Source organism: Brevibacillus sp. AF8 (assembly GCF_021270385.1).
GTDB lineage: Bacteria > Bacillota > Bacilli > Brevibacillales > Brevibacillaceae > Brevibacillus.
The window spans coordinates 401,848-425,988 of sequence record NZ_JAGQDN010000002.1; the positions used below are offsets into that span (position 1 = coordinate 401,848).

At 47.7% G+C, this 24,141-nt stretch carries 21 protein-coding genes; 20 read left to right on the forward strand and 1 reads right to left on the reverse strand.

The genetic code is table 11. The features are described from left to right. Window position 1: 1 nt before the first annotated feature. The 11 genes from bshA (at window position 2) to KB186_RS05195 (ending at window position 13,297) form a co-directional block, all read left to right on the forward strand. Complete coding sequence (gene bshA, locus KB186_RS05145) at window positions 2-1,144, forward strand: N-acetyl-alpha-D-glucosaminyl L-malate synthase BshA (protein WP_173609484.1); 1,143 nt, start codon at window positions 2-4, stop codon at window positions 1,142-1,144. 127 nt (window positions 1,145-1,271) lie between these two features. Further along, window positions 1,272-2,495: a CCA tRNA nucleotidyltransferase gene (locus tag KB186_RS05150; RefSeq protein ID WP_232773194.1), complete on the forward strand. Its 1,224-nt coding sequence runs from the start codon at window positions 1,272-1,274 to the stop codon at window positions 2,493-2,495. Continuing rightward, a complete protein-coding gene (locus KB186_RS05155; RefSeq protein WP_173609482.1) occupies window positions 2,485-3,468 on the forward strand; it encodes a biotin--[acetyl-CoA-carboxylase] ligase in 984 nt (327 codons plus the stop codon). Before KB186_RS05150 ends, KB186_RS05155 begins: the two co-directional genes overlap by 11 nt. 259 nt (window positions 3,469-3,727) lie before the next feature. Continuing rightward, window positions 3,728-4,591 (forward strand): 3-methyl-2-oxobutanoate hydroxymethyltransferase, encoded by an 864-nt coding sequence (gene panB, locus KB186_RS05160; RefSeq protein WP_173609481.1) that lies wholly within the window; start codon window positions 3,728-3,730, stop codon window positions 4,589-4,591. Beyond that, window positions 4,588-5,454, forward strand: a complete 867-nt coding sequence (panC, locus tag KB186_RS05165; RefSeq protein ID WP_232773195.1) for a pantoate--beta-alanine ligase — start codon at window positions 4,588-4,590, stop codon at window positions 5,452-5,454. Before panB ends, panC begins: the two co-directional genes overlap by 4 nt. A 20-nt stretch (window positions 5,455-5,474) precedes the next feature. After that, window positions 5,475-5,858: an aspartate 1-decarboxylase gene (panD, locus tag KB186_RS05170; protein WP_007723146.1), complete on the forward strand. Its 384-nt coding sequence runs from the start codon at window positions 5,475-5,477 to the stop codon at window positions 5,856-5,858. Between the two features lie 82 nt (window positions 5,859-5,940). Next, window positions 5,941-7,395 carry a tetratricopeptide repeat protein gene (locus KB186_RS05175; RefSeq protein ID WP_173609480.1) on the forward strand — a complete coding sequence of 485 codons (1,455 nt, stop codon included), beginning with the start codon at window positions 5,941-5,943 and terminating at the stop codon, window positions 7,393-7,395. A 91-nt stretch (window positions 7,396-7,486) separates the two neighbouring features. Then, on the forward strand, window positions 7,487-10,390 hold the full coding sequence (dinG, locus tag KB186_RS05180) for an ATP-dependent DNA helicase DinG (protein ID WP_232773196.1): 2,904 nt from the start codon (window positions 7,487-7,489) through the stop codon (window positions 10,388-10,390). A gap of 41 nt (window positions 10,391-10,431) precedes the next feature. Further along, window positions 10,432-11,337: a ComEC/Rec2 family competence protein gene (locus KB186_RS05185; protein WP_232773197.1), complete on the forward strand. Its 906-nt coding sequence runs from the start codon at window positions 10,432-10,434 to the stop codon at window positions 11,335-11,337. A 15-nt stretch (window positions 11,338-11,352) separates the two neighbouring features. Then, the gene (locus tag KB186_RS05190) at window positions 11,353-11,976 is read left to right on the forward strand and encodes a redox-sensing transcriptional repressor Rex (protein ID WP_173609477.1); all 624 of its coding nucleotides are present in this window, start codon (window positions 11,353-11,355) and stop codon (window positions 11,974-11,976) included. Between the two features lie 16 nt (window positions 11,977-11,992). Next, window positions 11,993-13,297 carry an amidohydrolase gene (locus tag KB186_RS05195; protein ID WP_173603902.1) on the forward strand — a complete coding sequence of 435 codons (1,305 nt, stop codon included), beginning with the start codon at window positions 11,993-11,995 and terminating at the stop codon, window positions 13,295-13,297. Window positions 13,298-13,360: 63 nt separating this feature from the next. On the opposite strand, the gene KB186_RS05200 is transcribed toward KB186_RS05195, so the two are convergent. Beyond that, the gene (locus tag KB186_RS05200; protein WP_133257456.1) at window positions 13,361-13,540 is read right to left on the reverse strand and encodes a hypothetical protein; all 180 of its coding nucleotides are present in this window, start codon (window positions 13,538-13,540) and stop codon (window positions 13,361-13,363) included. Window positions 13,541-13,673: 133 nt separating this feature from the next. Here KB186_RS05200 and KB186_RS05205 point away from each other — a divergent pair, with 133 nt between their 5' ends. The 9 genes from KB186_RS05205 to KB186_RS05245 all read left to right on the forward strand — a co-directional run bounded on the left by KB186_RS05205 (window position 13,674) and on the right by KB186_RS05245 (window position 24,022). Next, complete coding sequence (locus KB186_RS05205) at window positions 13,674-14,375, forward strand: hypothetical protein (RefSeq protein ID WP_221867091.1); 702 nt, start codon at window positions 13,674-13,676, stop codon at window positions 14,373-14,375. 29 nt (window positions 14,376-14,404) lie between these two features. Next, window positions 14,405-14,884 (forward strand): cell wall elongation regulator TseB-like domain-containing protein, encoded by a 480-nt coding sequence (locus KB186_RS05210; RefSeq protein ID WP_173609475.1) that lies wholly within the window; start codon window positions 14,405-14,407, stop codon window positions 14,882-14,884. Window positions 14,885-15,035: 151 nt separating this feature from the next. Continuing rightward, window positions 15,036-15,563: a hypothetical protein gene (locus tag KB186_RS05215; RefSeq protein ID WP_173609474.1), complete on the forward strand. Its 528-nt coding sequence runs from the start codon at window positions 15,036-15,038 to the stop codon at window positions 15,561-15,563. Continuing rightward, the gene (locus tag KB186_RS05220; protein ID WP_173609473.1) at window positions 15,556-17,067 is read left to right on the forward strand and encodes an AAA family ATPase; all 1,512 of its coding nucleotides are present in this window, start codon (window positions 15,556-15,558) and stop codon (window positions 17,065-17,067) included. Before KB186_RS05215 ends, KB186_RS05220 begins: the two co-directional genes overlap by 8 nt. A gap of 177 nt (window positions 17,068-17,244) precedes the next feature. Then, window positions 17,245-20,031, forward strand: a complete 2,787-nt coding sequence (locus KB186_RS05225; protein WP_232773198.1) for a WIAG-tail domain — start codon at window positions 17,245-17,247, stop codon at window positions 20,029-20,031. Between the two features lie 216 nt (window positions 20,032-20,247). Further along, window positions 20,248-21,537, forward strand: coding sequence for an asparagine--tRNA ligase (asnS, locus tag KB186_RS05230; RefSeq protein ID WP_221867089.1), 1,290 nt, complete (start codon window positions 20,248-20,250; stop codon window positions 21,535-21,537). Between the two features lie 120 nt (window positions 21,538-21,657). Next, window positions 21,658-22,341, forward strand: a complete 684-nt coding sequence (locus KB186_RS05235; RefSeq protein ID WP_173609470.1) for a DnaD domain-containing protein — start codon at window positions 21,658-21,660, stop codon at window positions 22,339-22,341. A gap of 105 nt (window positions 22,342-22,446) precedes the next feature. Continuing rightward, window positions 22,447-22,869, forward strand: coding sequence for a hypothetical protein (locus KB186_RS05240; protein WP_173609469.1), 423 nt, complete (start codon window positions 22,447-22,449; stop codon window positions 22,867-22,869). After that, window positions 22,850-24,022 carry a glycosyltransferase family 4 protein gene (locus KB186_RS05245; protein ID WP_232773199.1) on the forward strand — a complete coding sequence of 391 codons (1,173 nt, stop codon included), beginning with the start codon at window positions 22,850-22,852 and terminating at the stop codon, window positions 24,020-24,022. Before KB186_RS05240 ends, KB186_RS05245 begins: the two co-directional genes overlap by 20 nt. The last annotated feature ends 119 nt before the right edge of the window (window positions 24,023-24,141 follow it).

A 24,141-nucleotide genomic window follows, 5' to 3' on the forward strand; every position in this document is an offset into this window, starting at 1 on the left:
TATGAAGATCGGGATTACTTGCTATCCGTCATTGGGCGGATCGGGCGTAGTAGCCACAGAGCTGGGCAAGCTATTGGCTGAGCGAGGACATCAAGTCCATTTCATTACAGGTGGAATGCCATTTCGTTTAGGCGCGTTTCACCCAAACATTTTCTATCATGAAGTAGAAGTGAACAACTATGATGTTTTTAAATATCCACCCTATGACTTGACCTTGGCGAACCGAATGGCGCAAGTGGCGAAAAATGAAAGCCTGGACTTATTACATGTGCATTATGCTGTGCCACATGCATTGTGTGCGTTCCTCGCCAAGCAAATGGTAGGGGATCATTTGAAAATTGTGACCACACTGCACGGGACGGATATTACTGTTCTGGGTTATGACTCGAATTTGAGTGATATGATCCGCTTCGGCATTGAGCGAAGCGATTTGGTAACAGCGGTGTCCAATGATTTGATCAGGCAGACAAAAGAGCTGCTGCATACTGAAAAAGAAATTGTTCCTGTGTATAACTTTGTAGACAAGCGGCGTTATTACCCGAAAGAGGTTACGAAGCTGAAAAAGGTATTTGCACCGAATGGTGAAAAAATTCTTATGCACATTTCTAATTTCCGTCCGGTCAAACGAGTGCCGGATGTGATTGAAATATTTTCGCGTGTACGTGAAGAAGTGCCTTCCAGGCTGATCCTTATTGGTGAAGGTCCCGAAATGGGGCTGGTCCGCAAGATGATTGCCGAGCTCGGTCTGAATGACGATGTTTGCTTCCTCGGCAAGCAGGAAGACGTCGCCGAGGTATTGTCGATGGCAGACATTATGCTGCTTCCATCAGAAAAGGAAAGCTTCGGTCTCGTCGCACTAGAAGCAATGGCTTGCGGTGTGCCAGTCGTCGCAACAGTGGCAGGTGGTTTGCCTGAAGTCGTACTGGATGGTGTGAACGGCTTCTTGCGTCCAATTGGCGACGTGGAAGGCATGGCGAAAGAAACGATACGTCTCTTGCAAAACGAAGAGCTCTACCGCGAATTCTCCGCGAATAGCATTGAGCGATCCTGCAAAACGTTTTGTCACGAAACGATTGCTTCGCAGTATGAAGCACTGTACGCCAACTTACTGGCAAGCAAAACTGAAGAAAACCTAAGTTTTTGAACGTAAGATGGAGCTTTTAGCTAGCTGATGCACTTTGGATATAAAAATAAACAATCCATACAAAACTCTCATGATAAACGCCTCCTTGAGTAGATCAGGCGGAGCAAACCAGAAAGGGGGGATTGGATTGGCGATAGAATTGGCAAAGCGTGTTCTCGACAGATTGGAGGAACACGGTTTTGAAGCTTACTACGTGGGTGGTTGCGTCCGCGATTGGCTATTACAACGACCTGTTCATGATATAGATATATGTACGAATGCCCATCCCGGCGACGTCATCCGATTGTTTCCCGATCATGTCCCGACTGGTCTGAAACACGGTACTGTATCTGTAAAAGTCGAGGGGGAGCTGTTCGAAGTCACGACGTTTCGGACGGAAGGAAAATATGAAGATTACCGTCGACCCGCTGAGGTTCAATTCGTTTCGGAACTTCGGCTCGATCTGGAGCGACGGGATTTTACGATGAACGCAATGGCGATGGATCGTCATCAAGTATTGCACGACCCGTTCGGTGGACAAGAGGATATGGAGCATCGGCTGGTTCGTGCTGTAGGCATTCCGCTAGAGAGATTTCAGGAGGATGCCCTTCGGCTTTTACGGGGTGTGCGATTTGCTTCCCAGTTAGGTTTTGCTATAGAAGACCAGACCATGCTCGCCATGAAACAGACTGCGCCATTGTTAGCTCATATTGCTGTGGAACGCATACGGGAAGAGTTGAATAAAACGCTCGACAGCAAAGCCCCAGAGGTTGGTTGTCAGTTGTTGAATGAAACGAGGCTCATGGCTTATGCCCCCGAGGTAGAAAAACTGTTCATCTTCTCGAATGAGCATGCTTGGCGGCTCCGTCATTTGCAAACCGCGACGCAAAAATGGTCGTTGCTACTGTTTGCTGCGAAATATTCGCCTGTGCAATCGCGTGAAGTATGCCAATTCCTCAAAATGTCCAAACGCGAAACAGAAGCAATTTGTTGCTTGGTTGAGCTTTTGACGCGATTGCAGCCGCAATGGGATGTCCCCCAAGCGATGGAGTGGGGGCCATTGCTGCTTGAAGTCGGGTGGGACACTTGCAATGAGTTTTTCCTTTTACTGCAAGCGTGTTGGTGGAAGGAGAGGCATTCGTTTTCGAAGCAAGCACTCTTCGATCAATACGAAAACATGCCTGTCAAAACCATCAAGGATTTGGCAATTACGGGGCTTGACCTGCAAGTAGCCGTTCAGAAAAAGCCCGGCGAGTGGATTGTCCGCGTCTTGGAATCGTTGCTTAGACAAACGGCACTGCATGGTTTACCAAATACACCAGAAGCACTCGTCGAAGTTGCAAAGAAAGAGGTTGCACAAGATGAACATTAAGCAAGTCATCCTTCAAGCATTCCGTGATCAGCCAGGCAGTTTCATCTCTGGTGAAGAATTGAGCCAAACATGCGGTTGCTCCAGGACAGCGGTTTGGAAACATATCGAAGAGCTGCGCCGGGATGGTTACGAGGTAGAGGCGGTGCGAAAATCGGGGTATCGCCTGTTGGTTGCCCCTGATCGCTTGTCAGCAGCAGAAATCATGGCTGGATTGGAAACGAACCGGATTGGTCAAAATGTCATCGCTTACGATGAGGTGGTATCTACACAGCCACTTGCACACGAGGCTGCGGCAAAAGGGGCAGTAGAAGGTACGATTGTACTGGCAGAGCTGCAAACAGGTGGGAAAGGCAGACTCGGTCGCCCCTGGCATTCTCCGAAAGGAACGGGGATCTGGATGAGTTTGATCATCCGACCTGCGATTCCGCTACCAAAGACACCTCAGATGACGTTGCTAACGGCGGTTGCTGTAGCGAGAACGATCCGGGAAGAGACTGGGCTCCCTGTCAAAATCAAATGGCCGAATGATATTTTTATTGGTGACAAAAAAGTATGCGGGATTTTGACGGAACTCAATGCCGAATCTGATCGGGTCAATTATTTAGTGATCGGAATCGGGCTTAATGCCAACAGTATCGAGGCGGATTTTCCATCTGACTTGGCACAGATTGCCACTTCACTTCGAATTGAATCTGGCGAGCCACTCAAGCGCGTTTCTTTTATTCAGCGGCTCTGTCGAATTTTTGAAGAAGAGTATGACCACTATTTGCAGGCTGGCTTCGAGCGTGTCAAACAAGAGTGGGAGAATCATTCGTACACCATTGGCAAATGGGTGACCCTCCAGACGATTTCACAACAGTTGGAAGGTCGTGCCGTTGGCTTGGATGAAGAAGGCGTACTCAAAGTCGAGGATCAGACTGGACAGATTCACAAAGTTTATTCGGCTGATGTCAATTATCGTGCAAATGATTAAATCATTTGCTATACTCCAATTTGGAGGCTGTATCACTTGGTGAACGGTACTCCCGGAGTATTTTTGTATCTATCGTGTAATCTTAAATCAATACGTGTAAGGACAAAAATCTGCTCAGAGCCTGTGTGGACCGAGACAGAAGGAATCCGCTAACGCAAAATGTCTTTTTGACATGGACAACCTTCTCCCGATTGACGCGAGAAGGTTTTTTTATTCCTCACACGATCCACGGGCTTGATGCGAAGAGGAGCAATGAAAAATGGCACAAAACGACAGACCTATTACGACTTCGAGTATCCGCAAGAAAAAAGAAATGCGAACCCCGATTACCATGGTGACCGCTTATGACTATCCGTCAGCGAAATTAGTGGATGAAGCTGGCGTTGATATGATTCTGGTTGGTGATTCGTTGGGAATGGTCGTACTCGGTTATGACTCCACCATCCCTGTTACGATGGAGGACATGCTACACCATACGAAAGCAGTAACGAGAGGGGCCAAGCGTGCATTTGTCGTGGCAGATTTGCCTTTCCTCAGCTATCACGGAACAGTTGAGGAAGCGGTGAAAAACGCGGGCAGACTAATGCAAGAAGGGCTGGCCAAGGCCGTCAAAATGGAAGGGGGCCGCGAACTCGCCCCAATCATTACACGCTGTGTACAAGCGGGCATCCCTGTCGTTGGACATATTGGACTTACTCCGCAATCGGTACATCAATTAGGCGGTTACAAAGTACAAGGAAGAGATCTGGAGGCAGCCAAAAAATTGCTGGACGAAGCCCTTGCGATTCAAGAAGCAGGTGCATTCGCCATTGTGCTGGAATGTGTTCCGGAAGAGGTCGCTGGCATGATTGCAGACAAGCTGGACATCGCTGTGATTGGAATCGGAGCGGGTGCGACTTGTGATGGGCAAGTGCTGGTGTTCCATGATATGGTCGGCTACGCATCGGATATCACACCGAAATTCGTGAAGCGCTATGCAAACATTGGCGAAACAATCCGTGAAGCTGTGGAGACTTATAACAAAGAAGTGGAAGCAAGAAGCTTCCCAGCGCAAGAGCATGTCTTCCATGCCTCCGAAGAAACCATCAAGGAACTGTACGGGGAAGGAGTGAAGCAGTCATGATGCAAACCATGATGCAGCAAGTCTCCACGATTGCAGAGATGCGTGTTCATATAAAAGAAGCGCGTCGGCAAGGAAAAACGATCGGAATGGTACCAACCATGGGCTTTTTGCATGAAGGACATCTCAGCTTGGTGAAAGCTGCCCGTGAAGTATGTGACTTGGTTGTGATGAGCATTTTCGTAAACCCGTTGCAATTCGGACCGAATGAAGACTTTGAACGTTATCCACGCGATATCGAAAGGGATAGCAAAATGGCGGAAGAAGCGGGAGTGGACTTTCTTTTTACCCCGGAAGTCAGCGAGATGTATCCGACGCCGATGTTGACCAATATTTCAGTAGCAAATGTGACGACACCATTGTGTGGAGCTTCTCGTCCAGGTCATTTTGATGGCGTATCGACCGTCGTCAATAAATTGTTTCAAATTGTCCAGCCCGATCTCGCCTTTTTTGGACAAAAGGATGCCCAGCAGGTAGCCGTTGTAACGCAAATGGTCCACGATTTATCGATGCCAGTACAAATCGTTCCATGCCCGATAGTACGGGAAGCGGATGGGCTTGCCATGAGCTCTCGGAACGTGTACTTGTCAGCAGATGAGCGAGCACAAGCACTCGTCCTATCACAGAGCCTGAGGCAAGCAGAAGAATGGCTAAGTGAGGGTGTGGCTCTTTCTACAATCAAGGATCGTATCACGCAAATGATTTCCGAGAAGCCGTTGGCTGATATTGATTATGTGGAAATTTTAAGCTATCCAGCGCTTACACCATTGGAGCAGGAAACGGCAGGTCAGACCATCATCATCGCGCTGGCTGTTCGTTTGGGTAAAACACGTCTGATCGACAATACGATTACATCAATCAAGTAGAGATAAGGGAGGAATTGTTAGTGTTCCGCACCATGATGAAAGCAAAAATCCATCGCGCAACGGTAACTGAAGCAAACTTGAACTATGTCGGCAGTATTACCATCGACAAAAATTTGTTGGATGCGCTGGATATTTTGCCAAATGAAAAAGTACAAATCGTCAATAACAACAACGGAGCGCGTCTGGAAACATACGTCATCGAAGGTGCTCCAGGCAGTGGCGTCATTTGCTTGAACGGAGCAGCTGCACGTCTTGTACAAGAGGGCGACATCGTTATTATTATTGCCTATGCGATGATGACGGATGAAGAGGCGAGAACCTACAAGCCACGTGTCGCCATCATGGATGAAAAAAATCAGATCAAAGAATTGATTGCAGAAGAAGTACACGCGACGATTCTGTAAGCGATCTGTCGACTCCTGCATAGAGCCACCTGCCTTGTGAGACAATGAAAGTACTCATGCCTCATAGGGGGTGGCTTTTCTTGTGAAAATCGAAGACTGGTTTCATACGCTTCGGAACAAAGCGCAGACGATCGAAGAGAAGTGGCAGGGGGCTTCTGAACAAGAACGTCTTCAGCTCGCGGAACAATTGTTTCAATTGCGCCAAGTAAGTGATACAGTCGTAGACCTGTGGCTGCAATTCGAAGAAAAATTATCGAATGCGATCCGTAACATCAAGGAAATGGAAGGACAGCTTCCGGCAGAAGAGAAAAAGCCGGATCAGTTGAAGGGTAATGCAGAATCACCAAAGGCAGTAGAAACAGAAAAAACAGCAGAGGGAAAAAAGAAAGAGTATTCCCCGGAAGCGGGTCCATACGAGCCGATTTTTCGACGTGGGGAAGGCTTTTATCATCTGCGCATGTTTCAAGACGCAAAAAAGTGCTTTGCAGAACTAGTTCAAAAATCGCCAGACTGGGAAAGTGGGCGCTTGTACTACGCTTACAGTCTCCTTTTGTGTGAGGAAACAGAATTAGCCTTTCGGGAATTCCGTCTTCTCGGCAGGACGGCAGGCTCACCTACCGTTGTGGCCATCAGTTTTAATGCCATCGGATGCATACTTGCGGAGGAGGAGCAATGGCTGGAGGCGGCGCAAGCTTTCAAGACGTCTCTCGAGATCAAGCCAGAACAGGAAGAAGCCAAATACAACCTCGCGCTATGCTATTTAAGAGATGGCGATGCACAGGAAGCTTTGGACGAATTGGAACCGTATTTAGAAAAAAACGAGCACGATTGGGAAGCGCAGATGCTATGGCTGCGTGCTGCCAAGTTATTGCATACGATGGACCAGACGGTGGAATGGAGCCCACCGAAAGGCTTGCAACTGCCGACACGTGATTTGGACAGCGATACTCTTCAGGAAATGGCCTCTTTATACGAAACAGTGGGCAATTACCACCGGGCACAGATTTGCTATCACTTTTTGACGGAGCGTTCCCCAAAAGAAGGCTGGACGTGGCATGGCTTGGCCTGGAATACATGGCTCATTGCGGGTACGAAAAGGGCATTGACGCTCGTTAAAAAAGCGATTAGTCTCGCACCCGAAAATGATGACTTTCTTTTTAGTTATGGCTGGATGTTGTTGTTTGACGGAAGGGTAGACGAAGCGATCAAAGCGTTTCGGATCATACTAGAGAAAAACCGAGACAATCGCCTCGGACAATCCGGGATGATTTCCGCATACGAAAAGCTGGGGGATACACAAGAAGCAAAACGGTTGGCAAAGTATTTCCTGGAAGACGCTGAGCCATATGTACGTTCGTTAGGGTATTTTCATCTGGGGAGAATCGCGGTTGTGGAAGAAAATTGGCGCCTAGCTGAACAATATTTTCAACGGGCATTGCCATTCGCAGAACAGTTATGGGAAATCCCCATCTATCTGCAATTGTGTGCAAGCAAGCTCGGTCAAACAGAAATGCAAACCGAGCTCGTACAGCCTTAAATGTACAGGAGAGCAGGAATATTTCCCATCGTTGCCGAATGTGAATGGGTGCGGATTGAATGTTTCCGCCCAGGTTACGAGGTGACAACGTTTGAATCGATTACTAGTTGTAGATTTTGAGACGACGGGAAGCCATCCACGCCAAGGGGATAGCATCATTCAGATTGGTGCTGTCGCAATCGATGACGGGCAGATTACCGAGAGTTTTTCCACCCTGATTCATCCGGGCCAGGATATTCCACCGTTTATTACTCAATTAACAGGGATTACCAATGAAATGGTTGCAGATGCTCCTTCCTTGGAAGAAGTGTTTCCAGATTTCTTACGTTTATTGGACGGACGAGCATTTGTAGCACATAATGCAAGCTTTGATCTCCAATTTTTACAAGAAGCCCTGCTGAGCCAGGGCTATTATGCGTTTGACGGCTACGTGCTCGATACAGTGGAGCTATCCCGTGTTCTTTTGCCAATGCAAAATAGCTACAGACTCGGAGAACTGGCGTCTGAGCTGGAAATCGAGCACGATAATCCCCATCAAGCAGATAGTGATGCACTCGCAACGGCGCAGCTGTTTCTCCACTTGCTGGATATTTTAAAGAGACTGCCACTCGTGACGATCCAGCGCCTGCAGATGCTCGTTTCTTCGTTTCGCTCGGATATCGAGGTTCTTTTACGTCAGATCGAGATGGAAAAGCTCATAGAACTGCCAGAGCTGGATGGAACCACAACCGAAACGGATTCCTCAGACATGTGGGATATTTATCGCCAGTTGGCTCTACGGAAGCGCGAAGAAAAATTAACAGCGTCTCTAAAGCGTCCTCATGTCGATGCGACAGTGACTAAAGCGTTTGCCGACCAGCTCGAGGAGGTTTTGGGCGAAAACGGGTACATGCAGGCAAAAATGTCGGGATATCAACGTCGGGATGCTCAGGAAGCAATGATGCATGCCGTTTATGAGGCAATGGAGAATGGCGCCCATTTATTGGTAGAGGCAGGGACAGGTACGGGAAAATCATTAGCCTATCTCTTGCCGGGGATCATTTGGGCTCATTACAATCAGCAACAGCTGGTGGTCAGTACCAATACCATTCAATTGCAGGAACAGCTATTCCATAAGGAAATCGCTACCTTGCAGGAGTCGTTGCCGTTTTCGTTTACGGCTTCGACGCTAAAAGGCAGAGGAAACTACTTATGCTTGCGTAAATTTGAACAAGCCGTAGACGAACCTGTAGAAGGAAGCAGCCAAGAAATGCGCTTGGTCAAAGGACAGATGCTGACGTGGCTCACGCAAACCGTTACCGGTGACGTGGAAGAGCTAAGCATGCCTCCAAGTGGTCAACTGCTGTGGCAACAGGTAAAAAGTGATACGAGCTCTTGTTTGAATCGGGCTTGCCCGTGGTTTAGTCGCTGCTACTATTTCCAGGCGAAGGAACGGGCTCGCGATGTCGATGTCCTCATCGTCAATCACGCCCTATTCATCAGCGACTTGCAAGCGGAAAACAGAATCCTCCCTTCGTATGAAGTTGCTATCGTCGATGAGGCCCATCATTTGGAGGATGCAGCGACACAGCATTTAGGCAAGCAGTTTTCAACCACGCAGCTTCTTTTCTTGTTAGATCGTGCATCGGTTGAGGAGGGTGGGGCTATAGCCCGCTTCGCAGAAGAGCTGCAAAGCTGGATGCCAGCGGTACAAGAAGATGTCGCTGCCAAGCTTTTGGAGCTAAGAAAACAGTCCGCTGCCTTGCGAGAGAAAGCGCAGCAATGGACACAGCTCTTGTATGCATGGGCATCAGATCGTGCGGAGGAGACGACGGACGCTGGTCGTGAGACAGTACGATATCGGATCGAATCGTTTGTAGGTAAACACGAGAAGATACGCAAAGTAACCAAAAAGCTGATTGAAGGGATGACCGCATATGCAGCGGGCATCGAACAGCTTTTGCGAACGACTCCGCAAGAGGAAAAGCCTCCTTTTGCCGTACGCAGTCTACTGACAGATTTATTCGGTCTCATCAAAGACTGGCAGAACGCCGTGGAGCTGCTTCACTTCTTTTTACTTGAGCAGGATGCCGAGTATGTGTATTGGATGGAAGTAGAGTCCCGTACAGCTCGCAAGCAGGTTCATTTGTCAGCGGCACTCTTGAAGGTTGCCGACTCACTGGCAGAACCGCTTTTCGCACAAAAGCGGAGTCTGATTTTGACATCAGCCACTCTGACGGTCAAGAACAGCTTCTCCTACATCAAAAGCCAGTTTGGTCTCGACCAGCTTCCCGAGGAACGAGTGCGTACCTTGTCACTGCCATCGCCGTTTCATTATGAAGAGCAGGGGCTGCTGTTGATTCCATCTGATTTCCCTGCACCAGGCAAAGAGAGTGACCACACGTACTTGGAGGCGGTCATTCAAGGGTGTGTGGACGTCGTACTGGCTTCGAAAGGAAGGACGCTGATCCTGTTTACCTCCCATTCGATGCTTCGACTTGTTTACCAAGCGATGAAAGAACGACTGGGAGAGGCTCCAGAACCGTATACGTTATTCGGTCACGGGATTGATAGCAACAATCGGAGCAAGCTGGTGCGACTGTTCCGAAGCATGGAGAGAAGTGTGCTGCTTGGAACTAGCAGCTTCTGGGAAGGTGTCGATATCCAGGGAGAATGGCTGAGCAGTTTAGTTATTGTTCGCCTTCCGTTTGCTCCGCCGAATCATCCTGTCTATCAAGGAAGGGCAGAGCTTTTGAAGGCAGAAGGAAAAAACGCCTTTATGTCGTTGTCTCTTCCACAAGCCGTTCTACAATTTAAGCAAGGGGTGGGGCGATTAATTCGCCATCACTTGGATAGAGGGGTCGTGATCGTTTTCGACACGCGTGTGGTTGAGTCGAGATATGGACGCTCATTCCTTCAATCTTTGCCGCCATTTCAAATCGAAAGCGGTCCATGGCCAACTCTGCGAGAGCGCATAGAGCCATTCCTTAGTATGCAATCCCTGTCAGATTCATAAAATGAAGCAATAGTCTCATAGGGATTAAGGTGATAAAATAAATGTTATGGAAAAAAGAGTGGCGTTGGTGGATAGTAGTTCTGAGTGTGTTTTTCCTTTGCGCATGCTCGATTGATAGCCATTTGTATTTGCAAGAAGCAGCAGTGAAGATAGATGACCCGTTTGAAACCGAGACAGAACAGGAATTTTCGGGTCTCATAATCACCTACTTCGCACTTCCACAAGGTGAGAGTACGCTTTTGAGAATGCCAGGCGGTAAAACGATGCTGATTGATACGGGTACGTCAGAAGATTGGCCCGTTCTTTCAGCGCGCTTGGCAGAGCTCAAGATTACACGGCTCGATTATGTGGTGTTAACGAACGACCAGCCGGAATATATGGGAGGCTACGCTTCATTGAGCCAACAAGTGCTCATCGATGCTGTCATTTTGCCAAAGCTGATCGCACCATCCATTCGGCATGTCGTGCTGCTTCGCTCCAACCAAAAGCAGATGGAAGCAGAGCAAGGACAAGTACTCACTCTTGACCAAGAAATCTCCATGGAAGTATTGCTTCCGGATGAACCGTTATTTTTATCGCCTCAGAACAATTCTCTTGTTTTTCGATTGACGCACGGTCAACTGCGATTTTTGTTTATGAGTGCCGTGAATGAAAAAGCAGAGGAGCGACTGTTGGAACGGCAAAATGACAAACTGAAGGCGGAAGTGCTAAAGGTAGCCGGTCAGGGAAGCAATCAGGGATCTTCACAACCGTTTCTGACGCAGGTCGATCCTCAGGTCGCCATTATTCAGACAGGCCGATCACGGGATCAAATGAAAGACGGTCAGACGGAGGTCATGGAGCGTTTGGGTGAGTCATGGGCCGAGACATACGTTACCAGCCACGACGGTTCCATTACCATTTTATCGAATGGAAAAGAATATCGGATTTTGAAGCAAAAGAATTAGGGGGGAAGACCGAACGTGGCAAAACACGAAAAGATTTCAGAAGCGGTCGTCCGTCGTTTGCCGATTTATCTGCGTTACCTCAGTTATTTGCAGCAAGTTGAGGTGACCACCGTTTCCTCCCAACAGATGGGCAAGAATCTTGATGTGAATCCTGCCCAAATCAGAAAAGATCTTGCAGCTTTTGGTGATTTTGGAAAAAAGGGAATCGGCTATGATGTCGATTATCTGGTGGAAAAAATACGTGAAATCCTGAAGCTAACGGATGAAATCCGTGTCGCTTTGGTCGGAGCTGGGCATTTGGGCCATGCCATCAGTAACTACAACGCTTATTTGAAAGATAACATGCGGATTGCGGCCATCTTTGACAATAATCCAGAGAAGCAGGGCAAAAAAGTCGCAGGTATACCGATTCAGCCTTTATCAGAGCTGGAAGAGACAATCGTTAAAAAGCAAATCAAGCTGGCGATTATTACGGTACCGGCCCCTGCAGCGCAATCCGTATGTGATCAGTTGACTCAAGCGGGTATCAGGGGGATCTTGAATTTTGCCCCTACGACGATTCGCGCAGGAAAGGATGTTCGCATTCACTATGCGGACGTGACGTCCAACCTGCAAAGCTTGGCCTACTACTTGACATAAGAATGGAGTGTATACTATGAAAAAGACGATCCTCATTCACGCAACAGTCATTACCGTTAACGATACGAATGAAGTCATTTACGATGGTGCCGTAGCATTCGAAGGCAACAAGATTACGTATGTGGGCCCAACTCCTGAGGACCTGTCGGAAGCGGGATACGATGAAGTTATCGATCAAAAAGGAGACTACATACTGCCTGGGTTAATCAACACGCATGGACATGCTGGTATGTCCCTCCTACGTGGTTATGCAGATGATTTGCCGCTACAACAATGGCTGGAAGACAAAATGTGGCCATTGGAGGCGCAATTCACGGGTGACACAGTAAAATGGGGTACCCAACTGTCGCTTATTGAGATGATTCGTACCGGAACTACCACGTTTGTGGATATGTATGACCATATGGATGTTGTGGCGAAGGAAGTCGATGCAGCTGGAATGCGTGCCCGCCTTTGCCGAGGAATGATCGGTCTGTGCTCCGAAGAAGAACGTCAAACAAAGCTGAAGGACGCGACACTTTTTGCAAAAGAATGGCATAATCAGGCAGACGGACGTATTACCGTCATGATGGCACCGCATGCGCCGTATACCTGCTCGCCAGAATTTATTACCCAAATTATCGAAAAAGCTGATGAGTTGTCCTTGCCGCTTCATATCCATATGTCAGAAACCGCTTGGGAAGTCGGTCAAAACGAGAAGGACTACGGACTGCGTCCAGTCGCTCACTTGGAAAAGCTGGGTATGTTCAATCGCCCAACACTCGTCGCGCACGCTGTTCACCTAACGGATGAAGAAATCGACATTTTGGCAAAATACAACGTGAGAGTTTCTCATAATGTAGTCAGCAACTTGAAGCTGGCAAGCGGTGTTGCGCCTGTTCCGAAAATGTTGGCAAAAGGCGTAAGCGTATCGCTCGGTACAGACAGCTCAGCAAGTAACAACAATTTGAATCTGTTCGAAGAATTGAAGCTCGCTGCGATTCTGCACAAAGGTGTGAACAACGATCCAGTAGCAGTTCCAGCAGAGGAAGCGCTTCGCATGGCTACCCGTTATGGCGCAGAAGGGGTATTCCAAGAAGAAACGCTTGGAAGCATTGAAGTAGGCAAGCAAGCTGACTTGATCGTGATGGATAGCCATCAAGCCCATTTCCACCCGGCGCACCAACCGATTTCACACGTGGTGTACGCAGCAAATGGACGAGATGTGAAAGATACGATTGTAGCGGGTAAATTCTTGATGCGTAATCATAAGCTGTTGACCATCGATGAGGAGCGCGCGATTTACGAAGCGAACCGCGTATTCCAAACGTTAAAACGGTAAAAGGCTCCTGTCAGGTGGGGGACAGGAGTAAGGCAGTGCAGGTGTAGGTAGGGGAATTGGATACTACGACGTTCCGTTGTTCATTTTTGCCACAGCTTTTGTCAGGAGATGATGGCGAAAATGAAGAGTGGGTGTGTGCGACCATTGACGCAAGGGAGACGACAATCCTGCCCAGGAGACGCGATATTCCTGTAACAGAAACCCAAGTATGTCAGGAGATGTAGTTTGTTGCGAAGATGTCACGCGCTCACCTCCTCGGGGTGTATGTGTAGTATGACCGCCCGACCTTAAGCTATGATTAGCAACTTTTCCGTGTCGTTCTAAAACCTTCCCGTATAGCATAGGCTAAAGACAAAAATGGGACAGGGGGGACGACATGTACATCCGGCCCAAATTGCTGTGGTGGCTCATTCCTATCCTACTCGGTCTATTTCTCCTGGGGATTGTATTGGGGACAGTAAGTCGATCAGCCAATACAGGCAGCACGGATCCTGCGTCTGCGGTCAGACAAACAACAGGAACGGGGCAGACGACGACGGTAGCGGAGCTTTTGGAGCAGATTACGCAGGACGAGGAACGCTCATTTCTGGTTTACATGAAGGATCAGACCTTACATGGGCGATTTCAAAATGAGCAATTTCAGCTCGCAGGAGAAATCGGTGGCCACCAGCTTGAAATAGCCAGAAAAGATGGGCAGCCAGTTTCGGTTCGAATTGATGGCCAGATACAGGACCATGCTGCACTGCCGTATGCGCTGTTCACCCCGTATGAGCACGCAGTATTGCTCAAGGGAGTTATGCAATCCGTTCGTCCTGAACGCCTTGAAGATACTGCGGGGCAAGGATGGAGTGGATATCGGATTGCGGTTCCACCTGAGAAAGTCTCTTCGTTATTATCGATGTGGCTAGGTCCATCCTTCCCTTTTCATGATTTGACTTCGAATGTAACGAACGGAATGAAAGTCAATTACCAACTATGGTACGAGTCAACTACGGGGCAGCTTCGTCAACTGGAGCTGGATTTGCAAATACAAACGGCAGTTGGAGTGAAGAGAGACCAGCTTCGATTCCGATTGTAATGTCAGCCACGTAAAGGAGTTACTTTGCTGTGTTAGTACGAATTATCCTATCAATCGTTGCCGTCATTTTACTTACGGGAGCTGGGTTCGCCTATCACCTGACGGCTTCTGTAGCAGGGGAACGCAATCAATTTGAGGAAACCGTTCGTCAGTGGGTCCAGGATCGCACAACGATCACGGAGATTGAATCCATTGATGAATATCGAGGCAAGGAGAGCTACGCTGTCGTCATTGGGAAAAATAAGGCGGGGACACAAGTTGTAGCTTGGATGACCGATCAGAAAGTTAGCTTTGATCGAATGGATCTTGCTGTTCCCAAAAAGAATGTAGAAGAGGCGGTTTATAAGTCCTTCCCACAATCAGAGATCACTCATTTGGTTCCTGGTCTCGAAAACGATAAGAAATTTTGGGAAGTCACTGTAAAAGACAAAGACGGTCGTTATCACTACATTCACTATGATCTATTCACGGGCGCTCTGTTAACCTCATACGTGCTCGCGCCAACCTGAGACGCTTGCATACGACAGGCCTTTTCCTTATGGGAGAAGGCCTGTTTGGCATTCCATCCAACATCTGTATAAGAAATTGATATACTCATATGATATACTTTGGATGTTGCTTAGAGAGAAAACGAGAACGATATTTATGGGGGGAGTAGCCGTGCAGTTGAAAAAGAGCGCAATAGGATTATCTTTGGTGGCAACATTGGCACTCCTGTTCGGAGGATGGTTCTTGTACCAAAAGATGGAGATTGAGGAGCCAATCCGTGCAGAAATTGGCCAAATGCAGTCCGCAACATTGGGCAATTTGGAGATCAGCAAAGATAAAATTCAAATAGATGTAACTGTTACAAAACCAGACACATTTCCAGCAGAATATCGAAATCTGCTAACGGAAACACAAAAGATCGCAGGTGAAAAAGAAGTGGTCATTGACATCGACAATCAGTCGACAGCGATGGACGATATTTGGCAAAGCGGTCAATTTGTGTTTACCGAAGCAGTGGAGTTGCATGAGTATAGCCGCATTCCAGCTCTCGTGGCACAATGGAAAAAAGGGAATCAACTCGACGAAGCATCTGCATCGATGGATGACGAAAACATTTATGTTTATTTGAAAAAAGGAACGGAGGATTTTTACACCATCATACCTCGTTCCATTGAAAAAGAGGTGAAGGCACGTGCGTAAGGAAGTACTGATCGGCGTCGTACCTGCACTGTTGATTTTTCTTGTTTTTCTAGGTGTAAACATTACCCCATTTTTGGTGTTCGGAGTCGTACTGGGTGCGCTTTACTTTCTGGTCATCCGTCAGCAAAATGGACAAGGCGGAAATGTCGCCCTCGGTGGGAAAAGAAAAATAAACAAGCATGAGCTGCCGAAATCGGACGTGCAGTTTGCCGATATCGGTGGACAGGAACGCGCCAAAAAAGAGCTGAAGGAATCGCTTGATTTTCTCGTGTATAAGGACAAAATTGAGCAGTACGGGATTCGTCCGATCAAAGGTGTTCTTTTGACAGGTCCTCCTGGTACGGGTAAGACACTGATGGCGAAAGCAGCAGCGAACTATACAAATTCTGCTTTTGTAGCGGCATCAGGTTCGCAGTTTGTAGAGATGTATGTCGGTGTCGGTGCACAACGCGTCCGTGAATTGTTTCAGGAAGCGAAGGCATTAGCAGAGAAAAATGGGCAAGACAGCGCGATTATTTTTATCGATGAGATCGATGTCGTCGGTGGAAAAAGGGACGGTCAACAGCAGCGGGAATACGATCAAACCTTGAATCAACTCTTGACGGAGATGGATGGTGTGGCTACGACCGACAAGCCGCGGGTTTTGGTCATGGCTGCTACGAACCGGAAGGACATGCTCGACGCAGCGCTGTTGCGACCTGGTCGTTTTGACCGTCATATTAGCGTTGATCTTCCAGACAAGCCAGCACGCGAGCAGATTTTGACCATTCACACGGCCAATAAACCGCTAGGCGAGGATGTCACACTGGAAAAAGTGGCACAGGAGACATTCGGATTTTCTGGCGCGCAGCTGGAAAGCGTAGCCAATGAAGCAGCTATTTATGCCATGCGTGACCGTCAGGAAAAAATCACTGCGAAGCATTTTGCCTATGCCGTAGACAAGGTTATGCTCGGGGAGAAGGTAGACCGTCAAGCATCAGAGGAAGAGAAGAAGCGTGTTGCTCTCCATGAATTGGGACATGCCATTGTCAGTGAGAGCGTGCGACCAGGCTCTGTCTCGCAGGTCACGCTGAGTCCACGAGGCAAAGCATTAGGATACGTCCGACAAAATCCAATGGAAGACCGCTATCTGTATACCAAGGAAGCGATGGAGAAGCAAATCATGGTTAGCCTTGGAGGAGCCGTAGCGGAGGAAATCTACTACGGTGGGCGCAGCACTGGATCGAAGAATGACTTCGAGCAAGCGCTGGGAATGGCACAGGAAATTGTACAAAGCGGTATGTCCGATCTGGGGATTGTACATTTGCAATATGTGGATAAGAACCGGATTCATGACGAGGTTGAGCGTCTGCTGGAAGGATTGCTCGCAGAAACCCGCAATCTTTTGAGACAGTATGACTCCGTATTCCAAACAGGCTTGTATACATTGTTGGAAGCGGAAGTTCTGCAAGGCGATGAGTTCAGGGCGCTATTATCACAAACGAAGGAAGAAGTTGCTGTATAAGTAAGATGAAGAACCTGTTAGCCAATGGAAGAGTTGGCGAAGCAGGTTTTTTTGTGTTAGCTGGCAACTTGAGCAAATCAGGATGAAACAATTTTGTAGACACGGTGCCAAATAGGGAAATGGTTGAATATCCTACAAAAGTGATACGGGAATGAAATCAGGAGGCAAGGAGACCCTATGGCCAATGTGAACCGGCGAAAAGCAAACAAAAGTCTGAGCAAAACCTTTAGGCAGACCATGCACGAGTTACCGCTCTCATATACATCATCACCCGATCGGGAGTGGATGGAAGACCTCGAATTAAATCTGCTTGAAAGTAATTTGGAGAGCAGTCACAGAATACCTCCCATTTCTGCTGCCACACCGAAAGAGCAACAACAACCGATTCCCAAAGTACCCAAGCAGGACCTATCCTCCAAACAGGACTCGCTTTCCAAACAGGATTTAACTCCCAGGCAGGATTCGACTTCCAAACAGGACTCGTCTTCCAGACAGGATTCACCTTCCAAACAAAACGTATCTTCTAAACAAAGCGTATCCTCCAAACAAAGCTCAACTGTCAATCCGAACTATTTTTCGAAGGTCATCAAAGACCGAAATGATGATCGTGTCCAATCTTTTGTTTATACAGACGACTTGACAGATCAATCGGTGACAACAGAAAAAATTGCGAACCGTGCCATTGACGCATCCAAGATTAAGCAAGGCGCCGTGGATAATTCGATTCTAAAGGATTATGCCGTGGATAGCAGCAAACTCGCAGACAAGAGCGTAACTTCCACCAAACTCGCACCGCATTCAGTACAGAGGGATCATTTGGGGCAGGGAATCGTAAGCGGCGAGCATTTGCAGGATTATTCGATTTCCGCACAAAAATTGATCAACCATAGCATTACGTCCGAGAAGTTAGCCGATAAAACCATCGACTCGATGAAATTTGCCGACCACTCGATCCAAAGCAAGCATATTCAGGAGCAAGCGATCACGAATGAGTTGATCCAGGATCAATCGATTACCTCGGAAAAAATAAAGATGGGGACCATTCAAACAAGTAATCTCGCCAATTATGTGATCAACACCGTGAAGATTGAGGATGGAGCTGTCACGGGCGATAAATTACGCGATGGTTCAGTAACATCCACGAAGATAGATGAAGATGCAATTGAGTCTCAACATATTCGTGAAGGCTCCATTTACCATCATCATCTCACGGAAGAGCTAATAGATGGCAGTAACATTAGCGCTGGCAGCATCACGGACCATCACATTGCATTTCAGGCCATTTATAGCCAGCATTTACATCCGGAAGCGGTGACCAGTGATAAGGTAGGGCCATACGCGATATTGACTGAGCATTTGGACAACAACAGTGTCACGGCAGAAAAGCTCGCCAAAGAATCAATCGGCAGCACACATTTACAAGCTGGCAGTGTCCTGTCGAGTCACTTGCAAGATGGGATGCTGACGGCTAAAAAAATTGGGGATCAGCAGATTACCACAGCCAAGATAGCTGATAAGGCTATTACTACCGACAAATTGGCGAACAGGAGTGTAGGAGAGCAACACTTGCTTGATGAGAGTGTGAGTTCACGACACCTGATTGACGGGACCATTCGCTCAGAAAAGCTGGCAAGAAGATCTATTGAAGAACAGCATTTAACTGACAGAATCATTGGGGGCAATCATCTACGCGAGTACATCATCCAGACCCAGCATCTGCATGACCACTTGGTAACCACCTCAAAATTGGCACCAGAATCTGTTTCCACAGACAAAATTTCAGATCTAAGCATTACGACAAGCAAACTTGGAGATGCCGTCATCACAGCGCCCAAAATAGCGAAAGATGCGATCAAGACACGCCACCTCGGCAGATCAGCCGTCACGGGGGAAAAGATTGCGGAAAAAGCAATTTCATCTACACATCTCAACACTCACATCATTCAAGCGGACCATCTCCAGGGTAACTCCATTTCTAAGGAAAAAATACAGGACGGAAGTGTCACTCGAGAGAAAATAGCCGATCAGAGCATTGATGCGAGCAAGCTGGATAGCCATTCCGTTCATGGTGCTCATGTCATAAAAGGCAGCTTGGATGGAACTCATATTAAGGAAGGGACGCTCAAAGGAAGTCATCTTGTTAGCAGGAGCATAACAGAACAGCATCTGCAAAACCGGATCATTACGCAGGAAAAACTGGCAGAGGACTCCGTGACCGGTTCTAAAATTGCGTCCAAAGCTGTCACTACCCATCACATTGCGGATCAGTCTATTGATGCTGAGAAATTATCCTTTCCGGTAATTGAGACGCATAATCATATAGGAGTAACCTTGCAACAATACGGTTTTGTCCCCTTCAGACTTTCTGCCGCAAGCAAGTCTACAGATGTGACCGTTCGATTGCCACAGCCTTATGCGGATACCCATTATTGTATGGTGGCGATGACAAACCAACCGGGCATTTATACGTCGCTCAAATATACGAAAAGGACTTCCGCGATCATCACCGTATTTCGCAATCAAGAGGGGCAGGAAGCGACAGGTGTGATTCACTGGATCGGGATTGGAGTAAAGGGAGTAGATGTTCCACACGAAATGTTGGAATGGTCAACAGAGAGGGGACAACTGGGGGCAGAAGAAGTCGAAGAAGATCACGACTTTGAAGAGGAAGACATGAATGATGAAGATACGGATGATGAAGACATGGAAGACCAAGATACGGATGATGAAGACGTGGAATATGAGGACATGGAAGACGAAGATACAGACGATGAAGACGAGGAAGATGAGGATATGGAAGACGAAGATACGGATGAGGAAGACATGGAAGATGAGTACAGGGACGAGGATGATATGGAGGATCACGACACGGATGAAGATGAGGAAGGCACAGATGAAAGTGATCTCGAACAAGATTATGAAAGTACTGAAGAATACGATAGCAATATCGAGAACGATAAATAATTCGGCAGGAAACAACAATGGGGCGAGTGGATGATTCAGGAGCAGGGAGGCCGATGCTGAGATCAGGTCTCCCAAATGCACATTTGTTTACATAATTAAATTATGGTTAACATTATACAGGGATACTTTCATTGAATTTGCAGGCCCCCAATAGTATAATTGTTTGGTATACTTAGTCTGTATTTGCGTGGCATGGTAAATGGAGGGAATCATTCAATGTTGACGACGATTGCCCGAATCGGGCAGCATGTTGGACAAGAAGTACGCCTAGGATGCTGGTTATACAATAAACGCAGCAGCGGCAAGATTCAATTTTTGCAGCTCCGCGACGGATCTGGCTTCATCCAAGGGGTAGTAGTCAAAGCGGAAGTAGCGGAAGAAGTGTGGGAGAATGCATCGCAGCTCACACAAGAAAGCTCACTTTACATAACCGGTGTAGTTCGTGCGGATGACCGTGCACCAAGCGGTTACGAACTGACAGTAACAGGTGTGGAAATTATTCAGATCGCCCAGGAATATCCGATTTCCTTGAAGGAACACGGTGTTGACTTCCTCATGGACCATCGCCACCTGTGGCTGCGTTCTCCACGTCAGCGTGCAGTCATGGCTGTGCGTTCCGAGGTGATTCGCGCCATGTATGAGTTCTTCCACGAGAACGGTTTCGTAAAAGTAGATCCACCAATTTTGACACCGACCTCTGCGGAAGGCACCACCAATCTGTTCCATACCAAATATTTTGATGAGGATGCGTATCTCTCGCAGTCCGGCCAGCTTTATATGGAAGCAGCCGCTATGGCGTTAGGTCGCGTTTACTCTTTCGGTCCAACTTTCCGCGCCGAAAAATCCAAGACACGTCGTCACTTGATCGAGTTCTGGATGATCGAGCCGGAGATGGCTTTCGTGGATCACGAAGAAAATCTGCGTATTCAAGAAGCGTTTGTTTCTCATGTGGTACAATCCGTATTGAAAAACTGTGAGCGCGAACTGAAAACGTTGGAGCGCGATACAACAAAACTGCAAAATGTAACGGGATCGTTCCCACGTATCTCTTATGATGATGCGATCAAACTCTTGCAGGAAAAAGGTAGCGAGATCAAATGGGGGGACGACTTCGGAGCACCGGATGAGACGATGATTGCGGACCACTTCGACAAGCCTGTTTTCATCACCCATTATCCTACCGAAATCAAGGCTTTCTACATGAAGCCTCACCCTGAACGTCCAGAGGTGGTTCTGTGCGCGGATATGATCGCACCGGAAGGCTACGGTGAAATCATCGGGGGTAGCCAGCGGATTGATGATCCAGAACTCTTGGAGAAACGTTTTGCTGAGCATGAGCTTTCGGAAGAGGCTTATCGCTGGTATATGGATCTGCGCAAATATGGTACAGTTCCTCACTCCGGCTTCGGTTTGGGTCTGGAGCGCACCGTTGCATGGATTTGCGGTCTGGATCATGTGCGTGAAACCATTCCATTCCCACGCATGCTGAATCGTCTCTACCCATAGAGTTCCTTTATCGATGAACGATCTACACCCTGTTGCGCGAGGGCAGCAGGGTGTTCCTATTGTTTGAAAGCGCGTTTTACGCACTCCCTTGTTATTCCAACCCAGAGGTGAATATGCGTTATGGACTCCCATATATTGCAACTGTTGCAAGAAGGAGCAACATCCGTCTCCAACCTTCTTTTAAAAATGTATAAGCGTATGTCATTGACTGATGACGAGATGATGCTACTGATTCATCTGCTGTCCTTTCAGCAGGAAGGGAATCGATTCCCGACCTTAACAGAGCTGGAGGAACGCATGTCCATGACGAGCAGGAGATTGATTCAATCTCTTCAAAAGCTATTAAAAGAAGATTGGATTACGATAGATGAGTTTATCGATCCACAAACGGGCATGCGTCATGAGCAATACAATTTGACCCCGTTGTACAAAAAGCTGTACCACACCTGGCGGGAGCAGCAAGTAGACCCGAGAAGCATGGACCCTTTTATGGAAGTGGCTGTTTCTCTGGATGCCGAACCTGTTGCCATTTACGCTCGTTTCGAGCAGGCATTTGGTCGCCCGCTAGCGCCGTTTGAATTGGAGAATATCCATATGTGGACCGAACAGGACGGCTATCAGGAAGAATTGATTTTGACCGCTTTGCGTGAGGCTGCAACCGTCGGTAAGCTCCACATCCGCTATATCGACAGGATCTTGCTCGAATGGCAAAAGCAACAGATAACAACCGTAGAACAAGCGCGTCTTTACAGCTTGAACTTCCGTAGACAAGCAAATATGAGAGACCACGGGCAACCGCTTTGATTTCATCCAAATCAAGCGGTTTTTTCTATGTCACCGTACACGTACCCATTTTCCTTGGCTGTCATAACATATTACGTAGATGCAAGCTTCAGGAGGCGATAACTTGTGGAAAAACGGAAAAAATGGGATCTGTCTCATTGGGTGACACCAGGTGTGTTTTCAGGGAGTTATGTCGTAGATGAGGCAGTTCAACGTATTTCAATTGTAAAAGCCAATGAAAAGCAAGAAGAGGAAGTAACGGAAAACGTCCAGGAGTTGGTCGTAAATACAACAGCAGAGCAGCCAAAGGAACTGGTCTTGGAGCCTACCTTTGAAATTATTATGAGAGAGACAGACGAGGCTGTCGTGGAACAGGTTCACAAGCTTGAGCAAGAAGTGATGGAACTGAAAGAGGCACTTGCGTCGTGGGAAGAAAGATGGGAGAAGCTTGAAGAAAACCATACCAAACAATTGCAGTACTTGTATCAAGTAGTTCTTTCACTGAAAAAGGAGTGGGAGATCGAGCGAAATGAACATCGCAATTATTAGTCCGGGCCCCTTTTCAGTGCCACCGGTCAAAGGAAGCTCGGTCGAGCACGATATTGACGAGGTCACAAAGATGATTGAGCCTATGCATAACGTAACCATCTACACTCGTCAATGTGCAACCTATCCGACCTCATCTGTGGAAGAAAACCGGCAGTTCATTCGCGTCCCGTATCAAGGGCCAAAGCCTTATTTGCGCCGGATTATTAACCATATCAAGAAGAACAAGCCAGATGTCATCCTCGTGGAAAACAGACCAATCTATGTTCTCACATTAAAACGCCATTTTCCCAAGATCCCAATCTTTGTAAATATGCACTCTCACGTGTATGGATCACAGCCGACCATCAGCAAGGAAAATATGCGGCGCTCCGTTCGACTGGCAACAGGCTTTATTACGAACAGTGAATTTTTACGTCAACATTTTATTCGGACGTGCAAGATTCCTGCAAATAAAATTCATGCGGTTCACCTCGGGGTTGATGTCACGCCTTATCAGGTTGCAAAGATAGCAGTCAAAAAAATGCGTCAAGAACTCGGGTTGAAGCCAGATGATCGCGTCTTGTTTTATGCCGGAAGACTCATGCGCGGCAAAGGGGTACATGTGCTGATCAAAGCATTTCGCCGGGTGAGCAAACAAGACCCGAAAGCCAAACTCGTCATTGTCGGCGGTACGGGATACGGCAGTAATCGCTTGAATCCGTATGTTCGTGAGCTCAAGCGCCTTGCGAAGCCGTTGGGGGAAAAGGTGCGTTTCGTCAATTTCGTCCCATCCGCAAAAATGCCCCTTTACTACCAAATTGGGGATGTCGTGGCGACACCGTCTGTTTGGAAAGAAGCGTTTTGCCGTGTCAATTTAGAAGCAATGGCTTCCGGAAAGCCCGTCATTTCCACTCCACGCGGCGGCATTCGTGAAGTTGTTGCCCACGAGAAAAGTGGCTTTATCATCCCGCCAAAAGATTGGGAAAAAGGATTGCCCGCTGTCTGGGAACTGTTGTGGAGTTCACCTGCTGTCCGGAATGAAATGGGCAAACAGGCCCTGCAGCGAGCCAAGTTTTTCTCTTGGTATGCAACTGCGCAGGGCTATCTGAACATATTTGAATCAGTCGTTCCAACACGAAGCGAAGAGAAACAACAGCTTTTAAAAACAGGATAGTTCGAGTGGAAATGATATAGGTGGTTGCCTTTTCTTGTGTCATTGTGGACGTCTGCCCTGTCCAGCAATCCAGAAACGCATACCTTATAAGTATCGCAGAGCACAACTGGGGAGTGATA

Excerpts from the sequence above, each read along its gene's own strand:
- bshA (WP_173609484.1), top strand. The coding sequence starts at position 2 with ATGAAGATCGGGATTACTTGCTATCCGTCATTGGGCGGATCGGGCGTA.
- KB186_RS05155 (WP_173609482.1), top strand. The coding sequence starts at position 2,485 with ATGAACATTAAGCAAGTCATCCTTCAAGCATTCCGTGATCAGCCAGGC.
- panB (WP_173609481.1), top strand. The coding sequence starts at position 3,728 with ATGGCACAAAACGACAGACCTATTACGACTTCGAGTATCCGCAAGAAA.
- panC (WP_232773195.1), top strand. The coding sequence starts at position 4,588 with ATGATGCAAACCATGATGCAGCAAGTCTCCACGATTGCAGAGATGCGT.
- KB186_RS05185 (WP_232773197.1), top strand. The coding sequence starts at position 10,432 with ATGTTATGGAAAAAAGAGTGGCGTTGGTGGATAGTAGTTCTGAGTGTG.
- KB186_RS05195 (WP_173603902.1), top strand. The coding sequence starts at position 11,993 with ATGAAAAAGACGATCCTCATTCACGCAACAGTCATTACCGTTAACGAT.
- KB186_RS05205 (WP_221867091.1), top strand. The coding sequence starts at position 13,674 with ATGTACATCCGGCCCAAATTGCTGTGGTGGCTCATTCCTATCCTACTC.
- KB186_RS05225 (WP_232773198.1), top strand. The coding sequence starts at position 17,245 with ATGGCCAATGTGAACCGGCGAAAAGCAAACAAAAGTCTGAGCAAAACC.
- asnS (WP_221867089.1), top strand. The coding sequence starts at position 20,248 with ATGTTGACGACGATTGCCCGAATCGGGCAGCATGTTGGACAAGAAGTA.
- KB186_RS05235 (WP_173609470.1), top strand. The coding sequence starts at position 21,658 with ATGGACTCCCATATATTGCAACTGTTGCAAGAAGGAGCAACATCCGTC.
- KB186_RS05245 (WP_232773199.1), top strand. The coding sequence starts at position 22,850 with ATGAACATCGCAATTATTAGTCCGGGCCCCTTTTCAGTGCCACCGGTC.